Origin of the sequence: Gordonia malaquae NBRC 108250 (assembly GCF_000344135.1) — a bacterium.
Taxonomy (GTDB): Bacteria; Actinomycetota; Actinomycetes; order Mycobacteriales; family Mycobacteriaceae; genus Gordonia; species Gordonia malaquae.
The window spans coordinates 1-22,208 of the sequence record NZ_BAOP01000032.1; the positions used below are offsets into that span (position 1 = coordinate 1).

Annotated in this window: 24 protein-coding genes and 1 pseudogene; 10 read left to right on the forward strand and 15 right to left on the reverse strand. The window is 65.9% G+C overall.

The features are described from left to right. Window positions 1-228: pseudogene (locus GM1_RS17225) on the reverse strand (hypothetical protein); the annotation flags it as partial. A gap of 412 nt (window positions 229-640) precedes the next feature. On the opposite strand from GM1_RS17225, the gene GM1_RS17230 reads away from it, so the two are divergent. Continuing rightward, entirely contained in the window at window positions 641-1,975 is a 1,335-nt protein-coding gene (locus tag GM1_RS17230; protein WP_008380959.1) for an HNH endonuclease signature motif containing protein, read from the forward strand. A 48-nt stretch (window positions 1,976-2,023) separates the two neighbouring features. Here GM1_RS17230 and efeB read toward each other — a convergent pair whose 3' ends face one another. The 6 genes from efeB to GM1_RS17260 all read right to left on the reverse strand — a co-directional run bounded on the left by efeB (window position 2,024) and on the right by GM1_RS17260 (window position 8,589). Continuing rightward, entirely contained in the window at window positions 2,024-3,319 is a 1,296-nt protein-coding gene (gene efeB / locus GM1_RS17235; protein ID WP_008380960.1) for an iron uptake transporter deferrochelatase/peroxidase subunit, read from the reverse strand. Then, the gene (gene efeO, locus GM1_RS17240; RefSeq protein WP_008380961.1) at window positions 3,319-4,545 is read right to left on the reverse strand and encodes an iron uptake system protein EfeO; all 1,227 of its coding nucleotides are present in this window, start codon (window positions 4,543-4,545) and stop codon (window positions 3,319-3,321) included. The genes efeB and efeO overlap by 1 nt, the downstream gene beginning before the upstream one ends. Window positions 4,546-4,586: 41 nt before the next feature. Beyond that, window positions 4,587-5,507, reverse strand: coding sequence for an iron uptake transporter permease EfeU (gene efeU / locus GM1_RS17245; protein WP_008380962.1), 921 nt, complete (start codon window positions 5,505-5,507; stop codon window positions 4,587-4,589). Window positions 5,508-5,601: 94 nt separating this feature from the next. After that, a complete protein-coding gene (locus tag GM1_RS17250) occupies window positions 5,602-6,711 on the reverse strand; it encodes a DUF5995 family protein (RefSeq protein ID WP_040520567.1) in 1,110 nt (369 codons plus the stop codon). Beyond that, window positions 6,708-7,931 carry an oxygenase MpaB family protein gene (locus GM1_RS17255; protein ID WP_008380964.1) on the reverse strand — a complete coding sequence of 408 codons (1,224 nt, stop codon included), beginning with the start codon at window positions 7,929-7,931 and terminating at the stop codon, window positions 6,708-6,710. Before GM1_RS17255 ends, GM1_RS17250 begins: the two co-directional genes overlap by 4 nt. A gap of 64 nt (window positions 7,932-7,995) precedes the next feature. After that, complete coding sequence (locus tag GM1_RS17260; RefSeq protein WP_040520569.1) at window positions 7,996-8,589, reverse strand: TetR/AcrR family transcriptional regulator; 594 nt, start codon at window positions 8,587-8,589, stop codon at window positions 7,996-7,998. 113 nt (window positions 8,590-8,702) lie between these two features. Between GM1_RS17260 and GM1_RS17265 the strand changes: the two genes are divergently transcribed. From GM1_RS17265 to GM1_RS17285, 5 genes are all read left to right on the forward strand, one after another. Continuing rightward, window positions 8,703-9,452, forward strand: coding sequence for a lytic transglycosylase domain-containing protein (locus GM1_RS17265; protein ID WP_008380966.1), 750 nt, complete (start codon window positions 8,703-8,705; stop codon window positions 9,450-9,452). Window positions 9,453-9,551: 99 nt separating this feature from the next. Then, entirely contained in the window at window positions 9,552-10,829 is a 1,278-nt protein-coding gene (gene eno, locus GM1_RS17270) for a phosphopyruvate hydratase (RefSeq protein WP_040520570.1), read from the forward strand. Window positions 10,830-11,067: 238 nt separating this feature from the next. Then, on the forward strand, window positions 11,068-11,436 hold the full coding sequence (locus tag GM1_RS23010; protein ID WP_008380968.1) for an FtsB family cell division protein: 369 nt from the start codon (window positions 11,068-11,070) through the stop codon (window positions 11,434-11,436). Further along, the gene (locus GM1_RS17280) at window positions 11,433-11,963 is read left to right on the forward strand and encodes a DUF501 domain-containing protein (protein ID WP_008380969.1); all 531 of its coding nucleotides are present in this window, start codon (window positions 11,433-11,435) and stop codon (window positions 11,961-11,963) included. The genes GM1_RS23010 and GM1_RS17280 overlap by 4 nt, the downstream gene beginning before the upstream one ends. Then, a complete protein-coding gene (locus GM1_RS17285) occupies window positions 11,960-12,910 on the forward strand; it encodes a Ppx/GppA phosphatase family protein (protein ID WP_008380970.1) in 951 nt (316 codons plus the stop codon). Before GM1_RS17280 ends, GM1_RS17285 begins: the two co-directional genes overlap by 4 nt. An 8-nt stretch (window positions 12,911-12,918) precedes the next feature. Here the strand turns inward: GM1_RS17285 and GM1_RS17290 are convergent, their stop codons facing one another. Then, complete coding sequence (locus tag GM1_RS17290) at window positions 12,919-13,356, reverse strand: MarR family winged helix-turn-helix transcriptional regulator (RefSeq protein ID WP_008380971.1); 438 nt, start codon at window positions 13,354-13,356, stop codon at window positions 12,919-12,921. Between the two features lie 186 nt (window positions 13,357-13,542). On the opposite strand from GM1_RS17290, the gene GM1_RS17295 reads away from it, so the two are divergent. Beyond that, on the forward strand, window positions 13,543-14,298 hold the full coding sequence (locus GM1_RS17295; RefSeq protein ID WP_008380972.1) for an alpha/beta fold hydrolase: 756 nt from the start codon (window positions 13,543-13,545) through the stop codon (window positions 14,296-14,298). A gap of 14 nt (window positions 14,299-14,312) precedes the next feature. On the opposite strand, the gene GM1_RS17300 is transcribed toward GM1_RS17295, so the two are convergent. Continuing rightward, window positions 14,313-14,882, reverse strand: a complete 570-nt coding sequence (locus GM1_RS17300; RefSeq protein ID WP_008380973.1) for a TetR/AcrR family transcriptional regulator — start codon at window positions 14,880-14,882, stop codon at window positions 14,313-14,315. 58 nt (window positions 14,883-14,940) lie between these two features. Between GM1_RS17300 and GM1_RS17305 the strand changes: the two genes are divergently transcribed. Then, the gene (locus GM1_RS17305) at window positions 14,941-15,375 is read left to right on the forward strand and encodes a PaaI family thioesterase (protein ID WP_008380975.1); all 435 of its coding nucleotides are present in this window, start codon (window positions 14,941-14,943) and stop codon (window positions 15,373-15,375) included. Further along, window positions 15,372-15,851, forward strand: coding sequence for a hypothetical protein (locus GM1_RS17310; RefSeq protein WP_008380977.1), 480 nt, complete (start codon window positions 15,372-15,374; stop codon window positions 15,849-15,851). The genes GM1_RS17305 and GM1_RS17310 overlap by 4 nt, the downstream gene beginning before the upstream one ends. A gap of 21 nt (window positions 15,852-15,872) precedes the next feature. Here the strand turns inward: GM1_RS17310 and GM1_RS17315 are convergent, their stop codons facing one another. From GM1_RS17315 to GM1_RS23015, 4 genes are all read right to left on the reverse strand, one after another. Further along, window positions 15,873-16,409, reverse strand: coding sequence for a DUF4395 domain-containing protein (locus GM1_RS17315; protein ID WP_081604322.1), 537 nt, complete (start codon window positions 16,407-16,409; stop codon window positions 15,873-15,875). Between the two features lie 106 nt (window positions 16,410-16,515). After that, window positions 16,516-18,348 (reverse strand): DNA helicase RecQ, encoded by a 1,833-nt coding sequence (gene recQ, locus GM1_RS17320; protein WP_008380981.1) that lies wholly within the window; start codon window positions 18,346-18,348, stop codon window positions 16,516-16,518. Between the two features lie 3 nt (window positions 18,349-18,351). Then, entirely contained in the window at window positions 18,352-18,609 is a 258-nt protein-coding gene (locus GM1_RS17325) for a hypothetical protein (RefSeq protein WP_008380983.1), read from the reverse strand. Window positions 18,610-18,658: 49 nt separating this feature from the next. Further along, window positions 18,659-19,102, reverse strand: a complete 444-nt coding sequence (locus tag GM1_RS23015) for a nuclear transport factor 2 family protein (RefSeq protein ID WP_223291326.1) — start codon at window positions 19,100-19,102, stop codon at window positions 18,659-18,661. Between the two features lie 102 nt (window positions 19,103-19,204). On the opposite strand from GM1_RS23015, the gene GM1_RS22460 reads away from it, so the two are divergent. Continuing rightward, window positions 19,205-20,068, forward strand: coding sequence for a helix-turn-helix domain-containing protein (locus GM1_RS22460; RefSeq protein ID WP_008380986.1), 864 nt, complete (start codon window positions 19,205-19,207; stop codon window positions 20,066-20,068). Window positions 20,069-20,075: 7 nt separating this feature from the next. On the opposite strand, the gene GM1_RS17340 is transcribed toward GM1_RS22460, so the two are convergent. Both GM1_RS17340 and GM1_RS17345 read right to left on the reverse strand, forming a co-directional pair. Next, window positions 20,076-21,008, reverse strand: coding sequence for an alpha/beta fold hydrolase (locus GM1_RS17340; protein ID WP_008380987.1), 933 nt, complete (start codon window positions 21,006-21,008; stop codon window positions 20,076-20,078). Window positions 21,009-21,039: 31 nt separating this feature from the next. Then, a complete protein-coding gene (locus GM1_RS17345) occupies window positions 21,040-22,194 on the reverse strand; it encodes a fatty acid desaturase family protein (RefSeq protein WP_008380989.1) in 1,155 nt (384 codons plus the stop codon). Between the last annotated feature and the right edge of the window lie 14 nt (window positions 22,195-22,208).

Here is a 22,208-nt window from a genome sequence, read left to right on the forward strand (position 1 = left end):
ACTCTCCACTTGGGCGACTATCTGGTCCGCCACGAAGTCTTGGACCGCGACGTCGTCGGCCAGCGGGGCGAAAGTCGACACAAAATGATCCGTGTCGACCAGATGTGAGTGCGCCCAGGACCCGATCGTCGCGACCGGAGCCAGGATCAGCCCGGCGGCGATCAATACGAACGCCAGAGCGGCACGGATGCGGGACGGGCTGGGCCGTGCCTCGGTGGGAGTCGTCACCGAGTAATCATCGAGTAGCGCGGGTGGAAAGACTACTGGGATCGTCGAAATAGATTCCAGTGCAACGTGTTTGGTCATCCAATCGAGGATGGGAAAATCGAACGTACGTTTTTGTCAGAGGTGATCTATATCATTTAGCTAGTTTCCGGTTGATGCTGGCGACAGAGGTTCTTTGACAAGTCGATAGCGCGCTGCAGTCAGGCGAACCCGTTACAGGCTGCTCGTTCCTCGGGTGAGAGTGCGGGCCGCGGGAGACTCGCAGCGGCATTGGCCGGGCTGGTGACCCGGCACTTCGTGACAGCCGACGGGCACCACCCGCTTGTGGGTGGGTGGTGCTGTCGGAGGTCGCTGCCGAACCGCTGGTCGGTTCACGTTTGTTGCCACGCACCTTTGGTTTAGAAGGGGGTTTGTCATGTTCACGTCTATTGTGCGCGAGCTCACCGACAGAATCGTCGACGAACTCGCACCACCCACCGCCACCGAGACCGACTCGGGCGAGTTGACCAGGTTGGCGTGCCGTCTGGCGTCGGCGAGCAAGGTCGGCGCCGATGACACCGAGATTCTGTCGGCGATTGTCGAAGTCGCGCGGGCCCGCAATGTTCTCGACGCGGCCCAAGTGCAACTGGTTCGTGCCGCTGAGCGGGCGGGGATCCCGTTCCGCAAACACCTCCGGTCGGCGAAGATGCTGCTGACCGAGATCGGTGTCCCACCCGCGGTGGCGGATCGAACTGTTCGCAATGGTCATCACGCCGAGCGGTTCGCCAACGTCGGGCGCGGGATGCGCGACGGGTCGATGTCGGCGGAAATCGCCGATGCGATCGGAGTCGGTGTTGCGACCGTTGCGAAGCGGGTTCCGCTCGATCCCGACGAGCGGCAGCGGTTGGCCCGCAAGTTGGCGTTGAACACCACGCCGGCCGAGGTGAAGGCCGCGGCGAAGCGGGAGGCGATCGCGTTGGCTGCGGAGTCCGATGATCCGGATCTGGTTCCGGCGTCGGAGAATCCGGAACTCAATGAGATGTCCCTGTACGTCAACGACGAAGGACGTGTCGAGGCCACTGTTGATCTCGACGTCGTGACCGGTGAAGAGTTGAACGCGGCTCTAGATCCGCTGTGCAGGCCGGTGCCGTTGCCGGACGGCACGGCTGATCCGCGGTCCGCGAGGCAGCGCAGGGCTGATGCGCTCGGGCAGATCATCCGGACGTACCTGTCCGGATCGGACAGGCCTACCAGCGGCGGTGTCCTACCGCACGCGTCGATCGTCATACCTACAGTCGGTTCACCTGGTGATGGGGTCGCCAGGCTCGGGTTCACCGGGCCCGTGTCACCGACCACGGTCGCGTTGAGCTTGTGCACCTCGGCCGTCACCAGGATCACCGTCGACGGTGAAGGCGTCCCACTCGATGTCGGACGCGAGCAGCGATTGATGACACCCGGCATCCGTAAGGCCCTCGCGGCGAGGGACTGCGGATGTGCCTTCCCCGGCTGCGGACGACCAGTCACGTGGACTGACGCGCATCACTGCACGCCGTGGTCAGAAGGCGGGGCGACGAGCCTGGGCAACGGGGTGCTGTTGTGCCGGATGCACCACACCCTGATTCATCAGAGCGGGTGGGAGGTGTTCATCGGCCACGACGGCCATCCTTGGTTCCTCGAACCGGCCGACCCGGCACGGCCGGATCGGCCTCGGGTGCCGATCAGATCGCATGCCAGGCGGTCGATGACGAGTCACGCTGACGCTGCGGCGTGACTCGTCGACGCCTCGACTTCGTTCGACCGGCAGAAGCGGCGGTTCAGGTCAGGAGAACAGGTGCTGACCCCACCACTCGCCGTCCTTGAGACCCGGCGGGATCGCGAACAACGCGGAGCCGTTCGGGATCAAGTACTCGGTCATCGCGTCCTTGCGTGACAGCTGGTGCTGCATGGGAACGAACTGCTTGAACGAGTCACGGTTGAACGCGATGAAGAACAAGCCTGCATCCAAGTGGCCGAAGCCGTCCGAGCCGTCGGTGAAGTTGTAGCCGCGGCGGAGGATCTCCACGCCGTTGTTCGCAGTCGGGTGTGCGAGCCGGACGTGGGCGGTCTTCGCGATCAGCGGAGCACCGGACGAGGTGATCTGGAAGTCGGGTTCGTCGAACTCGCCGTCCTGACCGATCGGAGCGCCCTCGCCCTTGGTACGGCCGATGATCGTCTCCTGCTCCTGCAGGTTCGCCCGGTCCCACGGCTCGATGTCCATGCGGATTCGCCGCGCGACGAGATACGTCCCGCCGGTCATCCACTGCGCGGCAGGCGGATTGTCACTGTCGCCGACCCACACCCACTTGTCGAGGGTGGCGGTGTCTTCAGCGCGGATGTTCGCCGTGCCGTCCTTGAACCCGAACATGTTGCGGGGCGTGTCCTGCGAACGGGTCGTCGCCGAGGTGCGGCCGAACCCGAGCTGCGACCAGCGGACGGAGACCACGCCCACGCCGATGCGGGCGAGGTTGCGGATCGCATGCACCGCCACCTGCGGGTCGTCGGCACAGGCTTGGATGCAGATGTCGCCGTACGAGCGCGACGGTTCGATCTTCTCCGTCGCGAACGCGGGGAGATCGGCCAGAGCGGCGGGTTTGCGCCCGGCGATGCCGAAGCGGTCCTTACGGTTCGGATCCGATGCGCTAGGTCCGAACAGGCCGGGGCCGAAGCCGATCGTGAGAGTGAGATGGGCAGGGGAGAGCCCAAGAGCCTCGCCGGTGTCCGCGGGCGGCGTGTACTCGCCGAGCCCGAGAGCCCCGTCTTCGACAGTCTCTTGTCCGCGCGTCATCCGCTCGGCGGCTGATGTCCACTTCTTCAGCATGTCGATCAGATCGTCACGCGAATCGGTGATGACGTCGAACGCGGCGAAATGCAGACGGTCCTGAGCGGCGGTGACGATGCCGGCCTGGCGGTCGCCGCGGAACGGCACCGTACGGTCGACTTCGCCCTCGGCGGCGTCCGACGACGCCGAGTATCCGCCGAACGCACCGACTGCACCGCCCACGACGATGCCGGCACCGGCCGCGCCGAGAACCGCGCGTCGCGAGAATTGGCTCTGTGAGCCCTCCCTGTCAGCCATTACTTCTGCAGAACGATGCCGGGGACCTGCGACAGGCTCGCCGACAGCGCGTCGATCTTGTCCGACAGGTCGCGACGCGTTGCGGCGTCGACCTTGTCGTACGAGCGGTAGCCGTCGCCCTCGCGGAGCGCGTTGATCGCCGAGCGGATGGCCTCGAACTGCTGGGTGATCTTGTCCATCAGCTCGGGGCTCGACTTGGAGATCATCGGCTGCATCTCGGCGATGAGGGTCTCAGCGCCGTCGATGTTGGCGGCGAAGTCCCACAGGTCGGTGTGGCTGTAGCGGTCCTCTTCGCCGCCGACCTTGGTGGCGGCGATCTCGTCGACCAGCGCCTGCGGTCCCTTGACGAAGCTCTGCGTCTCGAAGACGAAGTCGGACTTGTTGATCTCGGTCTGCAGCACCTTCACGTTGGCGAGCAGGCCGTCGGCGATCTTCGCGATCTGGTCCTTGGTGTCCTTGACCTTCGCGTCTGCGGCATCTGCGGGCGAGATCTGTCCCTCGGCCTCACCGATCTGGGAGGCCTGCGGCGGGAACAGGAAACGTTCGATGCGGTGGAAGCCGGTGAACTCGACCTTGCCGTCCTCGGTGTCGTCCCAGCGCATGTCGATCAGCGGATCGAGGTCGGGGAAGCTCTCAGCGACCGGCTCCACGCGCTCCCACGAGGTGCGGACCTGACCGAAGGTGTTGCGTGCGGTGTCGAGGTCGCCCGACTTCACCGCGTCGACGAAGGTCGCTGTCTGGGCTACGAGGGCGTCGACCTGGCCACGGACGTACTCGAGGTAGCGCGCCTTGGCGGCCTCGACGTCGGCGGGAGCCTCACTCTTCGTCTTCTTCTCGCCGGTGACCTTCAGATCCTGACGGATGCCGCTGCCGACCATGCCGGGCTTGCACGCGACGGTGTACGTGCCGGGCTCGACGATCTCCACGCCGAGCTTGCCGGTGAGGCCGGGGCCGATGTTCTCCACTTCGCCCAGCACACGATTGTTCTGCGCGTAGATGTAGAACTCGGTGACCTTGGCGCCGGAGTTCTTGACCTCGAAGTTCACCTGGCCGGTCTGGGCCTCACTGGTCGACAGGGTGCAGCCGTCGTCCGTCGAGGTGACGGTGATGGCGCCTTCGCTGCCCGACTTCGCCTCACAGGCGGCCAGTGCGATCGGTGTCGCGGCGGCGAGCCCGACGATCGTCGCGGTGCGGAGACCGCGAGAGAACGTTGACGAGATAACCATGGGGTGTTTCCTTTCGGGGGTCGAACTCGGGGAGCGGAACGTCAGGAGGAGGCGACGGTCTCGTCGTCAGCCTCGGATGGCGCATCCGACGGCGGAGCTGCCGTCTTCGCGGGGGCGGGTGTGCGGCCACGCAGGACGAACGCGGTGCCGACGATGACGATGTAGCCGACCCACACGATCACCTGCAGCCAGGACGGCTCGGGCCGGAAGTTGAAGATGCCCTGCAGCACTTCGCCGTACCACGAGCTCTGGTCGTACACGGAGGTGATGTCGAAGGCAGTGTGGTGCAGGCCCGGCAGCCAGCCGTACACCTGCAATGCGTGGACGCCGTACGACGCGATGCCCGCGGCGACGATGATCAGGAACAGTCCCGTGTAGAAGAAGAATCGGTTGAAGTCGATCCGGATCGCGCCGCGGTAGAGCAGGAACGTCAGACCGACCGCGACCAGAACACCGAGGAGCAGGCCGATCAGCGGCCACGGCCCGCTGTCGCCGCTCTCCGCGTAACCGACCATGAGCAACGCCGTCTCGAACCCTTCGCGCCCGACAGCGAGGAACGCCAGGCCGGTGACGGCTGCGCCGCCCGCGCCCATCGCGTTCTCCAGTCCCGACTTGAGTTCACCGGAGATGCTCGCCGAGGCCTTGCGCATCCACAGGACCATGAATGTCACGATCACCACGGCGACCAGCGAGGCGAGGCCCGCGATCAGCTCGGCCGCCAATGACGACATCGTCGATGTGCCGAACTGGATGATGAGGAAGGTGCCGATCATCAGGGCGAGCGCGCCTGCGACACCGAGCCAGATCCACTTGAGGGCGTCCCGCCGGTCGGACTTCACAGCGAACGCGACGAGGATCATCACGACGATGCCCGCCTCCAGGCCCTCGCGGACGCCGATCAGCCCACTGCCGAACATCTGCGTGGCGACGGACGGTCCAGTGGAGTCGGCGAGCGTGATCATCGGTGTTCGGCTTTCCTGAGGCTAGGCGTGCCTTATGGCAGCGACTCAGAATAGCGCAGCCTCAGCTATGTGAAAACAGTCGACAGGACGAAAGTCAGGACGCAGTTTTCAAGGCCCTGGCGAATGCCTCGAAACGGTGTCGTCCGACGTCATAGCCTTTTCGGGCGAGAAGTGAGTCCCTCAACTGCGGATGAACTCTCGTGGCCAACCCCGTCCACCACGGCTTGTGGGAACGGGGGAGATCGGCGAGTAGCAGATCGGATGCCGCCGTGAAGACGGGCGATAGTCGGAGATAGTCGGGACGAAATGCCCGTAGGTCGGTGTCTGCATATTGCGTCTGGTGAACGTCGGCGAGAGCCCTGGGCAGGTCGGCGTCGATGTGCGCGGCAACGCCGGCGAGCAACCCCGACATCACGGGAATGTGCGGCCGACGCTCATCCCTCCGCTCGCACGTCGACCACGCCCGCTGCCACATCGGCTCGCACGCCCGTCCGGCCTCGAAGTCGGAGAGGTTCTTCGTGTAGTACTCGTCAAACACTGGAATGAGGTCGAGAACCCAGTCCGGATTGTCGACGTCGCCGCGGTCGCAGGCATTGATCATCTCCTCGGTGACGTAGGAGTAGACCCGTGCGAACCACTGTTTGGGGTCGTCGTCGGCGGCCAGACGTTGCGCCGTGGCCCGCTGGGTACCGAGAACGTCGAGCGCCCGCGCACGGAGTCGAGTCACGTCGTGCCGGGTCCTCGCCACAGGGGCCGGGGCGCCGACGGCTTCGGGTGGATCGAGCAGAGCGAGGTGGTCGAGGGACTCGCCGAGCTGTCGCCTGATCGTTCGTGCGACTGCAGCTGTGGCGACTGCCGACACCAGCCGCATCTGAACTGTCCACACGACATGGCATCCGTCAGCGGTGGCGACGAATGATAGGTCGCCGCGGTGGTCGAGTAGCGCCGGTCCACCGTCATGCACTCGATACGCGAAGCGTGATGGGAACTCGGACCTCTCGACGACCTCCTTGAGTCGGGCACGACCGCCGGGAAGCGTCACGGTGCGCAGTGTCCCGACTCCGTCCGGTCGATCCCCGACTCCGTCCTCAAAGAGGTCGATGCGAGCCGTGGACCAGCGGTTCATCTGCTCCGGGACGGTCAGCATCGTCCACGCCTGTTCGCGTGAACACCGCAACGCCCGCGTGACGGTGAACGTCGTCATGCGACGCCCCGGTACCGATCGGCGTCGGGCGAGGTGAGGTCCAGGCCCAACTGTGAGGTGACGATCCTCAGTTCGCGTTGCGCGACGGCCACGTCGGACCCGAGCACTCCCAGTGTTCGGAGGACCTCACGGGACCGGACGAACGGCCGGGCGAGGACGACGACGTTGCGAAGCGGCGTCGCCCGCAATCCCATCGCGGTCGCGATCTCCGGTTCCACCCAACGGGTCGAGACGCCGGCGAAGAGGGGCCGGAGGATCGGCCGCGTCACCGCGTGGACCGCGCCGTTGATCGTGGCGGACATCGGACGGAGGAGCCGCGGGAGCGGGACCTCGGTGCGGTAGCCGTCGGCCAGCAGCGCGGTGACCAGGGTCTGTGCGTGTTCGTCCGGCTCCATCCGGAACTCACGGGCGACGACATCGATCTCACGAGCGTCGGCGAAGCTTCTCGGCAGCAACTCGTCGTCGACGCCCATCGTCCATCCGATCCACCGCCAGAGATGGGTGATCGCTTCCTTGTCCGCCTGCGAATAGTGGAGTCCGAAGTCGCCGGCGATTCGAAGCGGCAATGCGAGGAAACCTGCGGTGATCGTGAACTGGCAGTACGTCTGATTGATGGGCACACCCCACCGCTCGACGTCCCAGCCCTGCCGTGCGATGAGATGGTGGCGCACCAACGCGTGGACGAGGCGGATCCGCAACGTCTGGATCCACCCGGGGCCGCCGACGTCCATGAGTCCGGGCGCGGTGGCCAGGGCCACCCAGCGGGCGGTGCTCTGCACACGGTCCCAGGTTCCCTCGGTGAGACGGCCGGTCTCCGTGAGCGGTCGGGTGAAACCTCGTGCCTGGTAGCCGTAGATCAGCGACTGGTAGAGCGTCGACGACTGCAGTGAACCGAATCGCCACCACGCGGTGGCCCCCGCATGTGCGAGTGCGGGGTCGAACCAGGACGGAGGCCGGGATGTGTGCTCGATGAACTGGGTGAGGGCGGCCGGCATCGGAGACGTCGGTTCATCGAGGGCACCGACGACGTCGCTCCAGGTCAGAGCGCCCGGCTTTCCCTGTGCGGCGACGTACTCTGCGACCACTGCGTCGGCGAGGGGGTCGCCGCGCATCAGCCCGTCGGCCATCGCCGACGCTCGTTCGGGATGAGCCTCGGCGACGGCGTGCCAGTTCTGTGCGCCGGTGATCTCCGCTGCCTGGTCGGATGTGATCGTCCCCATAAAAGACAGTGTGTCCTTTAGTGAGACGGACGTCAAGAAGTGACTCTGTTCGGCGTCGTGCCGGTCACGGATTGGCGGCGGACAGTCCTGACCACAAGAGTTCTGTCACGTGGTCCACGAGCTCGTCTCGGGAGATGTCGCGGGTGATCGACCACCATTCGACACTCGCCGACACCGCGCCGACCATCGCCCGTGCCCACACCGGCGCGGGTGTGGGATCGAGGGATCTCGCCACGAATCCCGCGGCCAAGACGTCGGCGAGCATGGACTCTACGAACGAGCGCCCGTCGGTCCGCCACCGAGCGGCGAGTGCACCCGCGAGGTCGGGAGACGATTCGAACCAGGCGGCGAGCAGGTCGACCGACGCCCGCGTCTGATCCCGCGGGGTGGCGGAGCTGTCCGCGACGTCGCGCATCGATTCGACAAGCCGTGCCGCGTGGCGAGATGCGAGAGCGTCCAGAAGTGCGTCCCGGTCGGCGAACGCCGCGTACACGGCTGAACGGGTCAGCCCCGCCCGGCGTGCCACCTCGGCGAGCGACACATCCGGTCCCGACGACGCGATCGCATCTTCTGCCGCGTCGAGGAGCGCTTCACGCCTGGCGTCGCGGTCCAGGGGAGGGCCAGGCGGTCTGCCGCGCCTGCGATTGATGTCGCTCACAACTGAGACGGTACGGGGAACCTCGGCGGGTCGGCTGGCGTTGTCTGACTGATGTGGCACGCTTGTGCCCGGCCCGGTAGTGGCTCGATATCCCTCGGAAGGACTGATCAGCTGTGTCGACGGCTCGACTCGTGCGACGCCTCGCGCTCCCGGCGGTTGCCGCTGCAGTCGCGGTGACGGTGAGTGCGTGCAACGTCGAGATGCCGTGGGACGGACCGGAGATCCCCGACGGCGTACCCCCCGGTCCCGGGGTGCAGCAGCCGTTCATCAACATCCACTCGCCGGGTCGGACCGCCGATCTGATGCGGGACTGGGCGTCGCCGATCTCAGAGGAGACGCACATCCCGTTGACGTCACTGGAGGCGTACGGCAATGCGGCCGAGATCCAACGGCAGCAGTACCCCGAATGCGGCATCACGTGGACGACGATCGCCGGAATCGGCGGCGTCGAGAGCAAACACGGAACGCACAAGGGGGCGGATGTCGAGCCCAACGGTGACGTCACTCCTCACATCCGAGGACCTCAGCTCGATGGGACCAACGGAAACTGGGAGATCCTCGACACCGACAACGGGGTGATCGACGGCGACAAGAAGTACGACCGCGCGGTCGGCCCGTTCCAGTTCATCCCCGAGACGTGGAAGCGGTTCGGCGTCGACGCCAACGGCGACGGCAAGGCCGATCCCGACAACATCGACGACGCCGCGCTGTCTGCGGCTCGCTACCTCTGCGTCTCGTCCGGAGGCGACATGACCACGCCGGAGGGCTGGGAGAAAGCCGTCCTGACGTACAACAACTCGATGGACTACGTGCTGCGCGTGCGCAATCACGCCAACGCGTACTCGGTCAACGTCAGGTACTGAGTGTTGCCCGTCGCGGCAGCCATTACGCTAGAGCCTGTACCCGCCGACAATGCTCCCAGCAGCGGAGCCGGCACGACCATCTGAATGGGGTTGGAACAAGTGGCAATTATCGAGCAGGTCGGCGCGCGCGAGATCCTCGACTCCCGAGGCAATCCGACGGTCGAGGTGGAAGTGGTCCTCGACGACGGCACGTTCGCACGTGCCGCAGTTCCGTCGGGTGCGTCCACCGGTGAGCACGAGGCAGTGGAACTTCGTGACGGCGGCGATCGCTACCTGGGCAAGGGCGTCACCAAGGCTGTCGAGGCAGTCCTCGGCGACATCGCTCCCGAGGTGATCGGCATCGAGGCAGACGACCAGCGTGTCCTCGACCAGACCCTGGTCGACCTGGACGGCACTCCCGGCAAGTCTCGTCTCGGAGCCAACGCGCTGCTCGGCGTCTCGCTGGCGGTCGCTCGCGCCGCAGCCGAGTCGGCAGGCCTGCCGCTGTTCCGTTACGTCGGCGGCCCGAACGCCCACATCCTGCCCGTTCCGATGATGAACATCATCAACGGCGGCGCACACGCCGACAACGGCATCGACTTCCAGGAGTTCATGATCGCGCCGATCGGCGCTCCGACCTTCAAGGAGTCGCTGCGCTGGGGCGCCGAGGTGTACCATGCGCTCAAGTCGGTGCTGCACAAGCAGGGCATGAGCACGGCGCTCGGCGACGAGGGCGGCTTCGCCCCCGACCTGCCCAACACCGAGGCCGCCCTGAACGTGATCGCCGAGGCCGTCGGCAACGCCGGTCTGAAGTTCGGCAGCGACGTCGTCGTCGCCCTCGACTCGGCGTCCACCGAGTTCTACCGTGACGGCGCCTACCAGTTCGGCGGCAAGGCTCTGGACGCGCAGCAGATGATCGACTTCTACGGCAAGCTGATCACCGACTACCCGATCGTGTCGATCGAGGACGGCCTCGCCGAGGACGACTGGGCCGGCTGGGCAGCACTCACCGAAGCCGTCGGCGACAAGGTTCAGCTCGTCGGCGACGACCTGTTCGTGACCAACCCGGAGCGCCTCGAGCGCGGCATCAACGAGGGCATCGCCAACGCCCTCCTGGTGAAGGTCAATCAGATCGGCACCCTGACCGAGACTCTCGACGCCGTCGCCCTCGCGCACAACAACGGCTACAAGTCGATGATGAGCCACCGCAGCGGCGAGACCGAGGACACCACGATCGCCGACCTCGCCGTCGCATGCGGTTCGGGACAGATCAAGACCGGTGCACCCGCTCGTTCGGAGCGCGTCGCGAAGTACAACCAGCTCCTCCGCATCGAAGAGGGCCTGGGCGACGCCGCTCGCTACGCCGGTGACCTGGCGTTCCCGCGTTTCACCGTCTGATCGTGCTTAGCTGAAACACATGGGAGGATCGTCGTCCGGGCGCAGCAGTCGGGACCGGAGTGACCGTCGGACACCAGAGTCCGCACGGTCACGTCCGCGCACCCGACGCGCCCGGACACGATCCGACGACGACCTCGATGTCCTGGTCGAGGCCGTCGCGGAGAAGAAACCGTCGACCTCACGAGGGTGGGCGTCGCGTGAGACCTCGCGGCCGTCGCGCGTGACAAGGTGGGCCCGCGTGGACCCGAAGCGGGCCGCGATTATCGGGCTCGTCGTCGTCTTCCTCGCGTTGACGCTGGCTGTGCCGCTGCGGACCTACCTCGCTCAGCGGTCTGAGTTCAATCGACTGCAGGAGTCGAACGCGGCACTGTCCGCGGAGGTGGCCGACCTGCAGAAGAAGGTCACCGAGCAGAACGACCCGGCGTACATCGAGGCGCAGGCGCGCGCCCGACTGCAGTACGTCAAGCGCGGTGAGAAGCAGGTCGTCGTCATCGCGCCGAACAGAGAACAACAAGAAGCCGCGGACGAGGCGGAGCGTGTACGCGCCGCCAACCCGTGGTACCAGAACATGTGGGATGCGGTGTCTACACCGCCGGAGGGCAAGTGAGCGTTTCGGACAACGACCTGGCAGCCGTCGAGAAGCAACTCGGCCGGACTCCGCGAGGCGTGCTCGACATCAGTTATCGAACACCGGACGGGCAGCCCGCGGTGGTGAAGACCGCGCCGCGACTGCCGGACGGCACACCGTTCCCGACCCTCTACTACTTGACCGACCAACGGCTCACTGCGGCTTGCAGCCGACTCGAATCGGGCGGCGTGATGCGAGGGATGCAGGCGAGGCTCGCCGACGACGCCGACCTCGCCGCAGCGTACAAAGCGGCGGGGGAGTGCTACCTCGCTGAACGCGACGCCATCGAGTCGCTCGGCACGGACTTCACCGGCGGCGGCATGCCGGACCGGGTGAAGTGTCTGCACGTTCTTGTCGCTCATGCGCTGGCGAAGGGTCCGGGCGTCAATCCGTTCGGCGACGAGGCCGTCGCGATGATCGCCGACGAGGACAAGCTGCGCGGCATCGCGGTCCCTGCCGACTGGCCGACGTTCAGCGACGATTCATCGGCAGTCGAGACGCCGTGACTCGAGTCGCCGCCGTCGACTGCGGAACCAACTCGCTGCGTCTGTTGATCGCCGAGCCTGCGTCGGACGGGTCGCTTGTCGACGTCGCTCGCGACATGAAGGTGGTTCGTCTCGGGCAGGGCGTCGACGCGACCGGAGAGTTCGCGCCGGAGGCCATCGAACGTGTCCGCGTGGAACTCGACGGCTACGTGCAGCGGATGCTGGACGCCGGAGTCGAGCGGGTCCGGATGGTCGCGACATCGGCGACGCGTGACGCGGGGAATCGTGATGAGTTCTTCGCGATGACCGCCGACCTGCTGGGCCGTGTTCAGCCCGGTGCCGTCGCCGAAGTGATCTCCGGCGACGAGGAGGCCAGACTGTCGTTCCGAGGCGCCGTCGGAGGGCTCGACGCGGCCGACGGTCCGTTCGTCGTCACCGACCTCGGCGGCGGCAGCACGGAAGTGGTCGTCGGCGACCTGTCGACCGGTGTGCACGGTGCGTACTCGTCGAACATCGGTTGCGTCCGCCTCACTGAGCGGACTCTGAAGTCTGATCCGCCGACGCTCGACGAGCGCAATGCCGCGGTCGGCTACGCGCATGACGAGCTCGCCAAGGCGTTCGACGCGGTCGACGTCTCCTATGCGCGGACGTGGGTGGGCGTCGCGGGCACGTTGACGACGTTCGCGGCGGTGCACGCGGGCTTGGACCACTACGATCCCGAGGTGATCCACCATTCGCGGATCGGTCTCGCCGACCTGCACGCATTGTGTTCACGAATCGTCGCGATGACCCGCGACGAGCGGATGGGCCTCGGCCCGATGCATCCCGGGCGCGCCGACGTGATCGGCGGCGGTGCACTCGTCACGCAGGAGTTGGCCCGCAATTTCGCCGATCGTGCGGGCATCAGCGAGATGGTGGTCTCCGAGCACGACATCCTCGACGGCATCGCACTCGGTCTCCTGGACTGACTCGGAGTTCAGCGCAGGGCCGAGGCGACGTCAACGAGAAAGCGGTCGACGATGTCCATCTCATCAGCGCTGTAGGCGTTGGCAGCGTCACTGATCCGGTTGAAGACAGGCTCGAAGAATGATTCGCCTAGATCACGAGCTGCCGGCGTGACAACTAGTACGACCCTACGTCGATCGACGTGGTCTCGGCTGCGTGTGACGAGTCCGCGACGGACGAGCCGGTCGACCAACGCTGTCGTTGATGCAGAGTTGACGGCGAGGTGCTCTGCGAGCCAACCGGGGGTGGCTTGAAGACCGGATCGTTCGCGGTCGAGGAGCCCGATCAGGGCGTGCACATCTGTGGTGTTCAGCGCGTTCGCTCGTGCGAAATCGGCCGCCAGCATGTTCGTCTGCAATGTCACTGCCCGCAGGAGGTGGATGGTTCTCATCGCGGTGTCTGACGTCATGTCTCGATGCTAGACAATATTCACTCGACAAACTAGTCTCTCGATTATCGAGAGAAATTGGAGTCTGCGGTGAGAGTTTCCCGATCGACTGGCGTCGAGTTTCGGCGGCGGTACGAGGCGGTTCTGGCGAAGTGGCCGTCAGGCGTCTCAAGTCTTGTTGTGTCCAGCCGCTTCGGAAGCACTCGGGTGAACGTCTGTGGCGCCGCGGACGGACGCCCGACGGTTCTGCTGTCGGGTGCCGGTGCGACGTCGACGGTGTGGTTTGCCAACGTTTCGGCCCTCGTTGACGATGGGCATCGTGTGTATGTGATCGACATGATCGGTGACGTCGGCGCCAGTGTCGCCACGAATGCGCCGTCGACGACGGGTGAACTGGTCGACTGGCTGTCGAACACGCTCGACGGACTGGGGGTCAGGGCTGCATCGTTCGTAGGCCATTCGTACGGCGCGATGGTCGGGCTCGCCTTTGCCCTGGCCTCACCGGGGAGGGTGCGCAACCTCGTACTACTCGACCCGACCTCGTGTTTTGCAGGGATGGCGATTCGGTACCTGCTGCATGCGCTGCCGGTGTTGATCCGGCCCTCCGCCGAACGCCAATCCGCGCTCCTGGCCTGGGAGTCGGGCGTGGGCCTCGACCCGGAATGGATCGCGCTGACTTCCTATGGCACGGAGCACTGCCCGACCGCGAAGAAGGTGGTCCCCAGACGGCCGTCGCGCGAAGCGCTCGCGGCGCTGTCCATGCCGACAACGGTTGTTCTGGCACCGGACAGTCGTGTGCACGATGTCCGAGCCGTGGAACAAGGAGTGCGCCGCAGTCTGCCGGAGGCATCTGTGACAATCCTGCCGTCGGGGAGCCACCACGGCTTGCCGATCGATCCGGCGGACGACGTGAACGCCGCGATCATTGCAGGCCTGAGTGTCGGGCCCGGCCTCGTTGACTGACGGTGCTCATCCGGTCACCTGCCGACGAGGACGGCCGTTGCAAGACCGCGGACGAGGTCGATTTCACGGTCGCCGGGTGGCGTGCCCGCCTGAAGACGTCGCCGGACGACCGCCAGCGGCAGCTCGATCATCACAAATGCGATCTCGTCCGCCGTGGCGGCGGTCTTGCCGGTCAGTGATGTGACGATGGTCCGCAGCTCGGCCTCGGTCGCGGTTTCGTCGGACCGCTGAGCGGGTTCGCCGTCGGCGTCGAAGGTTCGTGGCCCGGACTGGAGGATCTGAGCCTTCTCCAGATTGTCGCGACACCACTCGACCACCCACGCGGAAGCGTCGACGGCGGCGTGGACTGTCGGGTGTTCACCGACGACCTCCAGATAGTTCCGGCGGAACTCTGCTGTGGTGCGCAGCCAGACGGCCTGCAGCAGGCTCGTCCGGTCGGGGAAGCGGTAGTAGATCGAGCCGTTCGTCGCCCCGAGTCGATCTGCCACGGCCGCGAGCGTCACTGCCCGGACGCCGCGTGCGGCGAACACTGCGACGGCTGCGTCGATGAAGTCGTCGGCATCGTGCTTGGCAGGCCTTCCCATAGTTGTGGAGTATATGCTCTACTAATTCTAGAGTGTTCACTCTATTAGGAGGTTCGGCATGTCATCAACGAACATCGGTCTCACATCGGCGGCGCAGGTCCTCGCATCGCAACCGTTCAACAACCTGGTCGGCGCCACGATCGAGCGATTCGAGGGAGGCGAGGCGATCCTCGAACTGGAGATCCGAGACTGTCACCGCCAGCAGTACGGCGTCGTCCACGGCGGTGTGCTCGCCTACCTGGTCGACAACGCCCTCACCTTTGCATGCGGCACAGTTCTGGGTGCCGACATCATCACCGAGGGCATGTCCGTCACCTACTCGACGACGGCCAGGGTCGGCCGCCTTCGAGCGACGGCCACCGTCGTGGAGCAAGGACGCTCGGGGGCGTCGGCGACTGTCGTGATCCACAACGTGATGCCGGACGGCACCGAGCGGCAGTGCGCCGTCGGACAGGGGAGCGCTGTGGTGACCCGTGGCGGTCGGTCGTCATGATCAACGAACGCGAGTGGACGCAGGCGCGACTCGTGACGCGTCGCGCCGTGCGGTCTTGCCTGCACTGCAGCATCGCGAGCGTCAACGCCGACGGCTCGGCGCATGTCACGCCGATCGGTTCCCTTCTGCTCGGTTCGCTCGGCCGAGGGATCTACTTCGACGTGTTCAACGCCCGTCTCTCCGCCAACGTCGACAGATGCCCAGACGTGACGATCCTCGCGGTCGACAGCGGGCCGATGCTCTGGAGCCGAGCTCTGATGCGCGGGCGGTTCTCGCGACCGCCGGGGATTCGGCTGGTCGGCGCCGTCGGGCCGCAACGGTCGAGCTCGCCCGACGAGATCGCGCGGTTCCACCGCACGGTCGGCCCACTTCTGCGAACGAAGGGCGGAGCCGCGGCGTGGGCATCACTCACACGTGTTCGTGATGTGCGCGTCGATCGGATCGAGACGATCCGGATGGGCTCGTTGACTCCGTGATTTGAGCCGAGGGGCGTCGGACTACGAACGTCCGAACAGCGTGACGTCGTTGCAGGCTTCGCAGACGTCGTCGGGGATGACGCCCGCACGCTGCAGGTAACCGAAGGCGATGCATCCGAGGCAGATGCCGAACGCGAACTCGAGGAACGCCGCGACGATGAGCGCGCCGACGACGATCTGGGCGGCGAGCCCGAACCCGACCAGGGACAGCACAAAGGCGGTGCCGGAGAACACGAGTCCGACGGTCTGGGCGAACCGCTTCGGCGGACCCGGGACGGTCTTCTCCTTGCGCCACACCTTGGGTGCGATCACGTGGACGGCGAGACGCCCGAACGGTGAATACCGAGGGCCGCCCGCCACGCGCAGAACGAATCCGAGCGCGAGGACGCCGTACAGCCACGGCTGATTCACCACGATCGACACCGCGGCGAGCGCGATCACCAGACCTGCGGTGGAGCGGGCGGCGTAGTCGTTCACCGGGTTCGGGAAGTCGAAGACGCCGCGATGCCACGACGGCGTCGACTCGACTGCGATCGACGAGTCGACCTGCGTGAACAGGGGCGACGTAGCGGATTCAGTGCTGGACACGGGCGGCTCCTTCGATCGAGACGGCCCCACAGTACGGATGTACTGATGCCGCGTCGAGGGTTTAGCGCACCGCGGGTCAAGCCCCGCTGTCGTACGCGCTGATCACTTCGAGGACCGCGTCGCCGTATCGCTCGAGCTTCGCTTCGCCGATCCCGTTGATCGCCAGGAGTTGCCCGCGCGTGGACGGCCGGATGTGCGCGATCGCTTCGAGAGTCTTGTTGCCGAGGACCGTGTATGCGGGAAGCTCGGCCTCCTTGGCCACAGCCGCCCGCCACTTCCTCAGCGACTCGAACAGAGCGGCGTCGTCCTCGGACAGATCGGCGGCCACGGAGGCGGCTCGGGTCGGCCGAGACGAGCGGCCCGCCTTCTTCGCGTCCTCGCGGAACTCGAGCGGAACCTTGCCGTGCATGACGGGCACCCCGGCCTCGGTGAGAAAGTACTGGCCGTACTCGCCGCGCGTCTCCAGATAGCCGGACGCGAGGAGTTGTCGGACGACACTGCTCCATCCGGCGGCATCGAGTTCGGTGCCGATGCCGTATGTCGACAGGTTCGTGTGGCCGAGTTGCTCGATCCGCTTGTTGGAGACACCCCGCAGGATGTCGATGAGATGACCGGCACCGTAGTGCTGGCGGTACTCGCGGTCGAGCCGCCAGATGGTCGCCATCAGCTTTTGGGCGGCGACGGTGCCGTCCCACGTCTTGGGCGGCGTCAGGCAGGTGTCACAGTTTCCGCAGGGGCCGCTGTCCTGGTCGAAGTACCGCAGCAGCTGCTGGCGGCGGCACGATGCCGTCTCGCACAGGGCGAGCATCGCATTCAGGTGCGCCGACTGCGATCTGCGGTGAGCCGCGTCGCCGTCGGACATCTGAATCAACCGCTGCTGTTGAACCACATCGGCCAGGCCGTAGGCCATCCACGCCACCGACGGTAGGCCGTCACGGCCGGCGCGACCGGTCTCCTGGTAGTAGCCCTCCACGCTCTTCGGCAGGTCGATGTGCGCGACGAACCGCACGTCGGGTTTGTCGATGCCCATGCCGAATGCGATGGTCGCGACGACGACGATCCCGTCCTCCCGAAGGAACCGGTGCAGAGTCTCGTCACGGAGACGTTTGTCCAGGCCCGCGTGGTACGGCAGGGCATTGATGCCGTTCTTGACCAGGTACGCAGCCGTCGACTCGACCGATTTGCGGCTGAGCGCGTAGACGATGCCGGTGGCCTGTTCACCGTCGACGACGCCCTCGGTGCGGATGAAGTCGAGAAGCTGTTTGGTGGGCTGGTTCTTCGGCTCGATGCGGTACGTGATGTTGGGGCGATCGAAGCTCGAGACGAAATGTCGCGCGTTCTGCAGGTGCAGCCGTTCGGTGATCTCCTCGTGCGTCCGACGCGTCGCGGTGGCGGTGAGCGCGATGCGTGGGACGTCCGGCCAGAGTTCGGCGAGATCGCCGAGGGCGAGATAGTCGGGCCGGAAGTCGTGGCCCCACTGCGACACGCAGTGCGCCTCGTCGATGGCGATCAACGACAGCTTGCCCCGCGACAGGAAGTCGCGCGTGTACGGCCGGCTGAGGCCTTCCGGCGCGACGTAGATCAGGTCCAGTTCACCGGCGAGGTACGCGCGCTCGGTCGCCGATCGTTCCTCGGACGACTGGGTGGAGTTCAGGTAGGCGGCGCGGACACCGAGCTGACGCAGCGCTCCGACCTGATCGGACATCAACGCGATGAGTGGTGAGACGACCACCGCGCACCCGTCGCGGATGAGCGCAGGCACCTGGTAGCAGAGGCTCTTTCCTCCGCCGGTCGGCATCAGGACGACGGCGTCGCCGCCTGAGACGACCTGCGAGACGATCTGCTCCTGGTCGCCGCGGAACTGTTCGTATCCGAAGACGGTGCGGAGCACCTCGTGCGGAGTCGACACAGATCAGACGTCCTCGTCGTCGGCGTCGTAGCCGTTGACGGAGTCGAGTTCCATGGCGGGTTTGCGCGCGGGCGAATCGTCGGCGCTCGCCGCCTTCGCCGCCTCACGCATCTCGAAACCGTCGGTGACGAGCTCGCCGATCTCATGGGCGACGGCCGCGACCGCCGTCGTGATGATCGACGCGATGTTCCCGACCCGGCGGGCGGTGCTCTCCACCACTTCCTGCGCAAGGTCCTTGTTCCGTTCGAGTCGACCGACCACGACTGCTCCTCCCGATGTAGCTGCTCCCGCGAGGATAGTTGGTCGGGCGTCAGAACATCGAGTTGCCGTTGGCGGATTCAGCGGGCACGTCTTGGATCACGTCCCAGTGTTCGACGATCTTGCCGTCGGCGACCCGGAAGATGTCGACGACGGCCTGTCCGCGGTCGCCCGGACCGGATGCCGAATGCACGTGGAGGTACACGAGGTCGGCGTCGGTGGCACTGCGGACGATCCGGTTGCTCGCCTGCGGGTTGGCCCGGAAGTAGTCGGCGAAGTAGGAGACGAACGGCGCCTTGCCGTCCGGGACCTGCGGGTTGTGCTGCTTGTAGTCGTCGGCGACCACCGAGGCGGCGTTGATGTCGTGACTGTTGAAGAAGCCGTTGTAGAAGTCGACGACGAGAGTGCGGTTCGCCTCCTGAGATGTGCGGTCTCCTTCGGAAGCCTGACCGGAGTCGGATGATCCGCAGGCTGCAAGCGCGACTGCAACGATCACCGCGGAGACTGTGGAGAGGAGGGTTCTGACCAGCGTCGATGTTTTCACCTCTGCCACGCTATGTTTGGCGACGCCTGTCCACCAGGTTCTATGATGACAAGGATGGGTGATTTTCAGACATCGATCCGCGACGTCGGGTACTCGCCCGACCCGGGAGTCGGAACAGTCGACGTCACTGCGATCGCCGACATCCGCGACGCTGCGGCCGACGGTGAGTTCAGCGGGTCGCAACGACTCGGCTTTGAACTCGTCGTCGCGGTCGAGTCCGGCGCCACTGAGCACAGCGTCGACTTCGCGACGTACTCGTTGACCGCAGGCGATGTCCTCTGGGTCCACGCCGGTCAGGTTCAGGAGTGGGGCGACATCCATGCCGTCGACGGCGTGATGTGCATGTTTCCGACGAGCATGATCAGTCCGGGCGACTCGGAGGTCATCGGTGTGCGTGGCGGCTGGCGCCGATCCCACTGGCCGTCGAGCGGAGACCGGTTCACGAGAGACTTCCGGACGCTGCTCGACATGCAGTCACGGGTGGCGGGCTCCGCGTTCGCCGACACGATTCTGGCCCACGCCTTGTCGGCGGCGGTGCTCGCAATGGTGACCACTGCTGACGGCCAGTCGTCTGGACTGGTCGGCGACGACAGGGTGAGGCAGTTCCGCAGCGACGTCGACGCCCATTTCCTGACAGACAGGTCCGTCGGCTCCTATGCCAGACGGCTCGCGTGCTCCGAGCGATCGCTGTACCGGATGGTGACCGCGGGCACCGGGCAGTCGCCCCGTCAGCTGATCGAGCAGCGGGTCGTCCTCGAGGCGCAGCGCATGTTGGTGCACGAGGACGCACCCGTCGCATCCATCGCCAGAGCGCTCGGCTACGACGATCAGTCGAACTTCGCGACGATGTTCAAACGTGCCGTGGGGGAGACGCCGTCGAGCTTCCGCGGGCAGCACCGTATCGCCGACACTCGGTGACCGCCGGTCACGCGCCGATCGCCCGCTCCACGAAGTCGATCACCTCGGACTCGACGTCGTCGCGAATCTCGGGTTCGTTGTGCACCTCGTGGCGGAACCCGGAGTAGACGCGGGTCCGGACACTCGGGTGGCCGCTCGCGACCAGTTTGTTGGCGACGTGGTAGGCGCCTTCGCCGTAGTTGGTGACCGGATCCTGGTCGCCGGCGAGAATGAGAACGGGCAGGTCAGCGCGGACGGATGTGTACCAGTCGTCACTGTTGGCCTGGTCGTACACCTCCACGAAGCCCTGCAGGAAGCGGACGCTCATCGGAGCTCCGAAGTTGTTGAGCGGGTCGATCGCATGGTCGGCCACGACCTCGTGGCTGCGGGCCACCCAGTCGGTCGGTCCCGCGCCGTCGCCATAACGCGACACGAACCCGTCGAAGAGGGCCCCGACGTACGCGAGGTCGGCGGCGCCCGCACGGTCCGGCTCGGCGGCGAGAGCGGCACGGTCGAATGCGTCGGCTCCGGGGATCTGAGCTGCGATGCCGCAGAGAATCAGGCCGTCGAGGTCGTCCCCGAGGCGGGACGCGAGCGGCCGAGCGATCATCGATCCCCACGAGTGTCCGAACACGACGTATGGCAGATCCGGATGCAACTCGCGGACCTTGGCCCGGAGCGCTTCTTCATCGGCGATCGCCGTCTCCGCGCCGTCGTCGCCGGAATCGGCCCAGACCCCGGAGACCGCAGCGGTCTTGCCGTGGCCTGCGTGATCGTCCGCAGCAACGACGAACCCGGCGTCGAGCAGTCGCGTGATCAGATGCAGGTAGCGGCGAGAATGCTCACCGAGACCGTGAATCAGATGCACGACTGCTCGCGCCGGGCGCGTCGGCTGGTAGATCCAGCCGTGGATCGTGTCGGAACCGTTGTGTGAGGGGAATGTGATCTCGTGGAGCGCCATGGCCCGCACCTTATCCCCGCAGGCGCGACGATCAGGCCGCTTCGACGGCCTTGGTGCGCTCGATGTTGACGACGACGTTGTTGTCGTCGCGCGTCATCCAGTTGGGGAGCGACAGCTTCGCGATCTTCTTCCACGTCGATCCGAGCTGGGCGCTGAGCGAGCCCGTGTTGTACGGCAGCCCGTACTTCTCGCAGATCGCCTTGACCTCGGGAGACATCTCCGGGTAGCGGTTGGCGGGCACGTCGGGGAAGAGGTGGTGCTCGATCTGGTGCGACAGGTTGCCGCTCATGATGTGGAACAGTCGGCCGCCGTTGATGTTGGCCGAGCCGAGCATCTGACGGATGTACCACTGGCCCTTGGTCTCATCGATGCAGTCCTCGGCCTTGAACGTCTGCGCGCCGCTGGGGAAGTGGCCGCAGAAGATGATCGAGTACGTCCAGACGTTGCGGATGAGGTTGGCCGCCGCATTGCCGACGACGGTCGTCAGGAAGAACGGGCCGGTCAGCGCCGGGTAGATGATGTAGTCCTTGGCGACCTGCTTGCTCGCCTTGCGCCACATGCCCTTCAGGAGCCCCTTGACGTCGCTCCACTTCCGCTTGCCCTGGATGATGTTCTCGACCTCGAGGTCGTGGAGCATGACACCCCACTCGAACAGCAGCATCAGAGCGGTCGCGTAGCCGAGGTTGCCCAGGTAGTAGGGGTTCCACTTCTGGTCGCGGTCCATGCGGAGGATGCCGTAGCCCACGTCGCGGTCCTCGCCGAGCACATTGGTGTACGTGTGGTGCATGTAGTTGTGGCTGTGCTTCCACTGCTCACCCGGGCAGACGGTGTCCCAGTCGAACTCGCGTGAGTTGTAGGTGTCTTCACGCATCCAGTCGTACTGGCCGTGCATGACGTTGTGGCCGATCTCCATGTTGTCGAGGATCTTGGAGACGCCGAGTGCGGCGACACCGGCGAGCCAGACCGGCGGCAGGAACGGCACGTACATGGCGGCGCGACCTGCGAACTCCAGCTTCCGCTGGATGCCGATGATCTTGTAGATGTAGTCGCGGTCGCTTTCGCCGACGTCGGCCATGATGCGGGCCCGAAGTGCTTCGAGTTCGGCGCCGATCGCTTCCACCTGGTCGAAGGTGAGGTCGATCTCGGTGGGCTGCTTCTTGCGGAGTGCGAGGGGTGCGATGGTCATGTGCGTGATCCTTC

Coding starts and splice junctions, on each gene's coding strand:
- GM1_RS17230 (WP_008380959.1), top strand. CDS start 641: ATGTTCACGTCTATTGTGCGCGAGCTCACCGACAGAATCGTCGACGAA.
- efeB (WP_008380960.1), bottom strand. CDS start 3,319: ATGGCTGACAGGGAGGGCTCACAGAGCCAATTCTCGCGACGCGCGGTT.
- efeO (WP_008380961.1), bottom strand. CDS start 4,545: ATGGTTATCTCGTCAACGTTCTCTCGCGGTCTCCGCACCGCGACGATC.
- efeU (WP_008380962.1), bottom strand. CDS start 5,507: ATGATCACGCTCGCCGACTCCACTGGACCGTCCGTCGCCACGCAGATG.
- GM1_RS17250 (WP_040520567.1), bottom strand. CDS start 6,711: ATGACGACGTTCACCGTCACGCGGGCGTTGCGGTGTTCACGCGAACAG.
- GM1_RS17255 (WP_008380964.1), bottom strand. CDS start 7,931: ATGGGGACGATCACATCCGACCAGGCAGCGGAGATCACCGGCGCACAG.
- GM1_RS17290 (WP_008380971.1), bottom strand. CDS start 13,356: ATGACGTCAGACACCGCGATGAGAACCATCCACCTCCTGCGGGCAGTG.
- GM1_RS17300 (WP_008380973.1), bottom strand. CDS start 14,882: ATGGGAAGGCCTGCCAAGCACGATGCCGACGACTTCATCGACGCAGCC.
- GM1_RS17305 (WP_008380975.1), top strand. CDS start 14,941: ATGTCATCAACGAACATCGGTCTCACATCGGCGGCGCAGGTCCTCGCA.
- GM1_RS17310 (WP_008380977.1), top strand. CDS start 15,372: ATGATCAACGAACGCGAGTGGACGCAGGCGCGACTCGTGACGCGTCGC.
- GM1_RS22460 (WP_008380986.1), top strand. CDS start 19,205: ATGGGTGATTTTCAGACATCGATCCGCGACGTCGGGTACTCGCCCGAC.
- GM1_RS17340 (WP_008380987.1), bottom strand. CDS start 21,008: ATGGCGCTCCACGAGATCACATTCCCCTCACACAACGGTTCCGACACG.
- GM1_RS17345 (WP_008380989.1), bottom strand. CDS start 22,194: ATGACCATCGCACCCCTCGCACTCCGCAAGAAGCAGCCCACCGAGATC.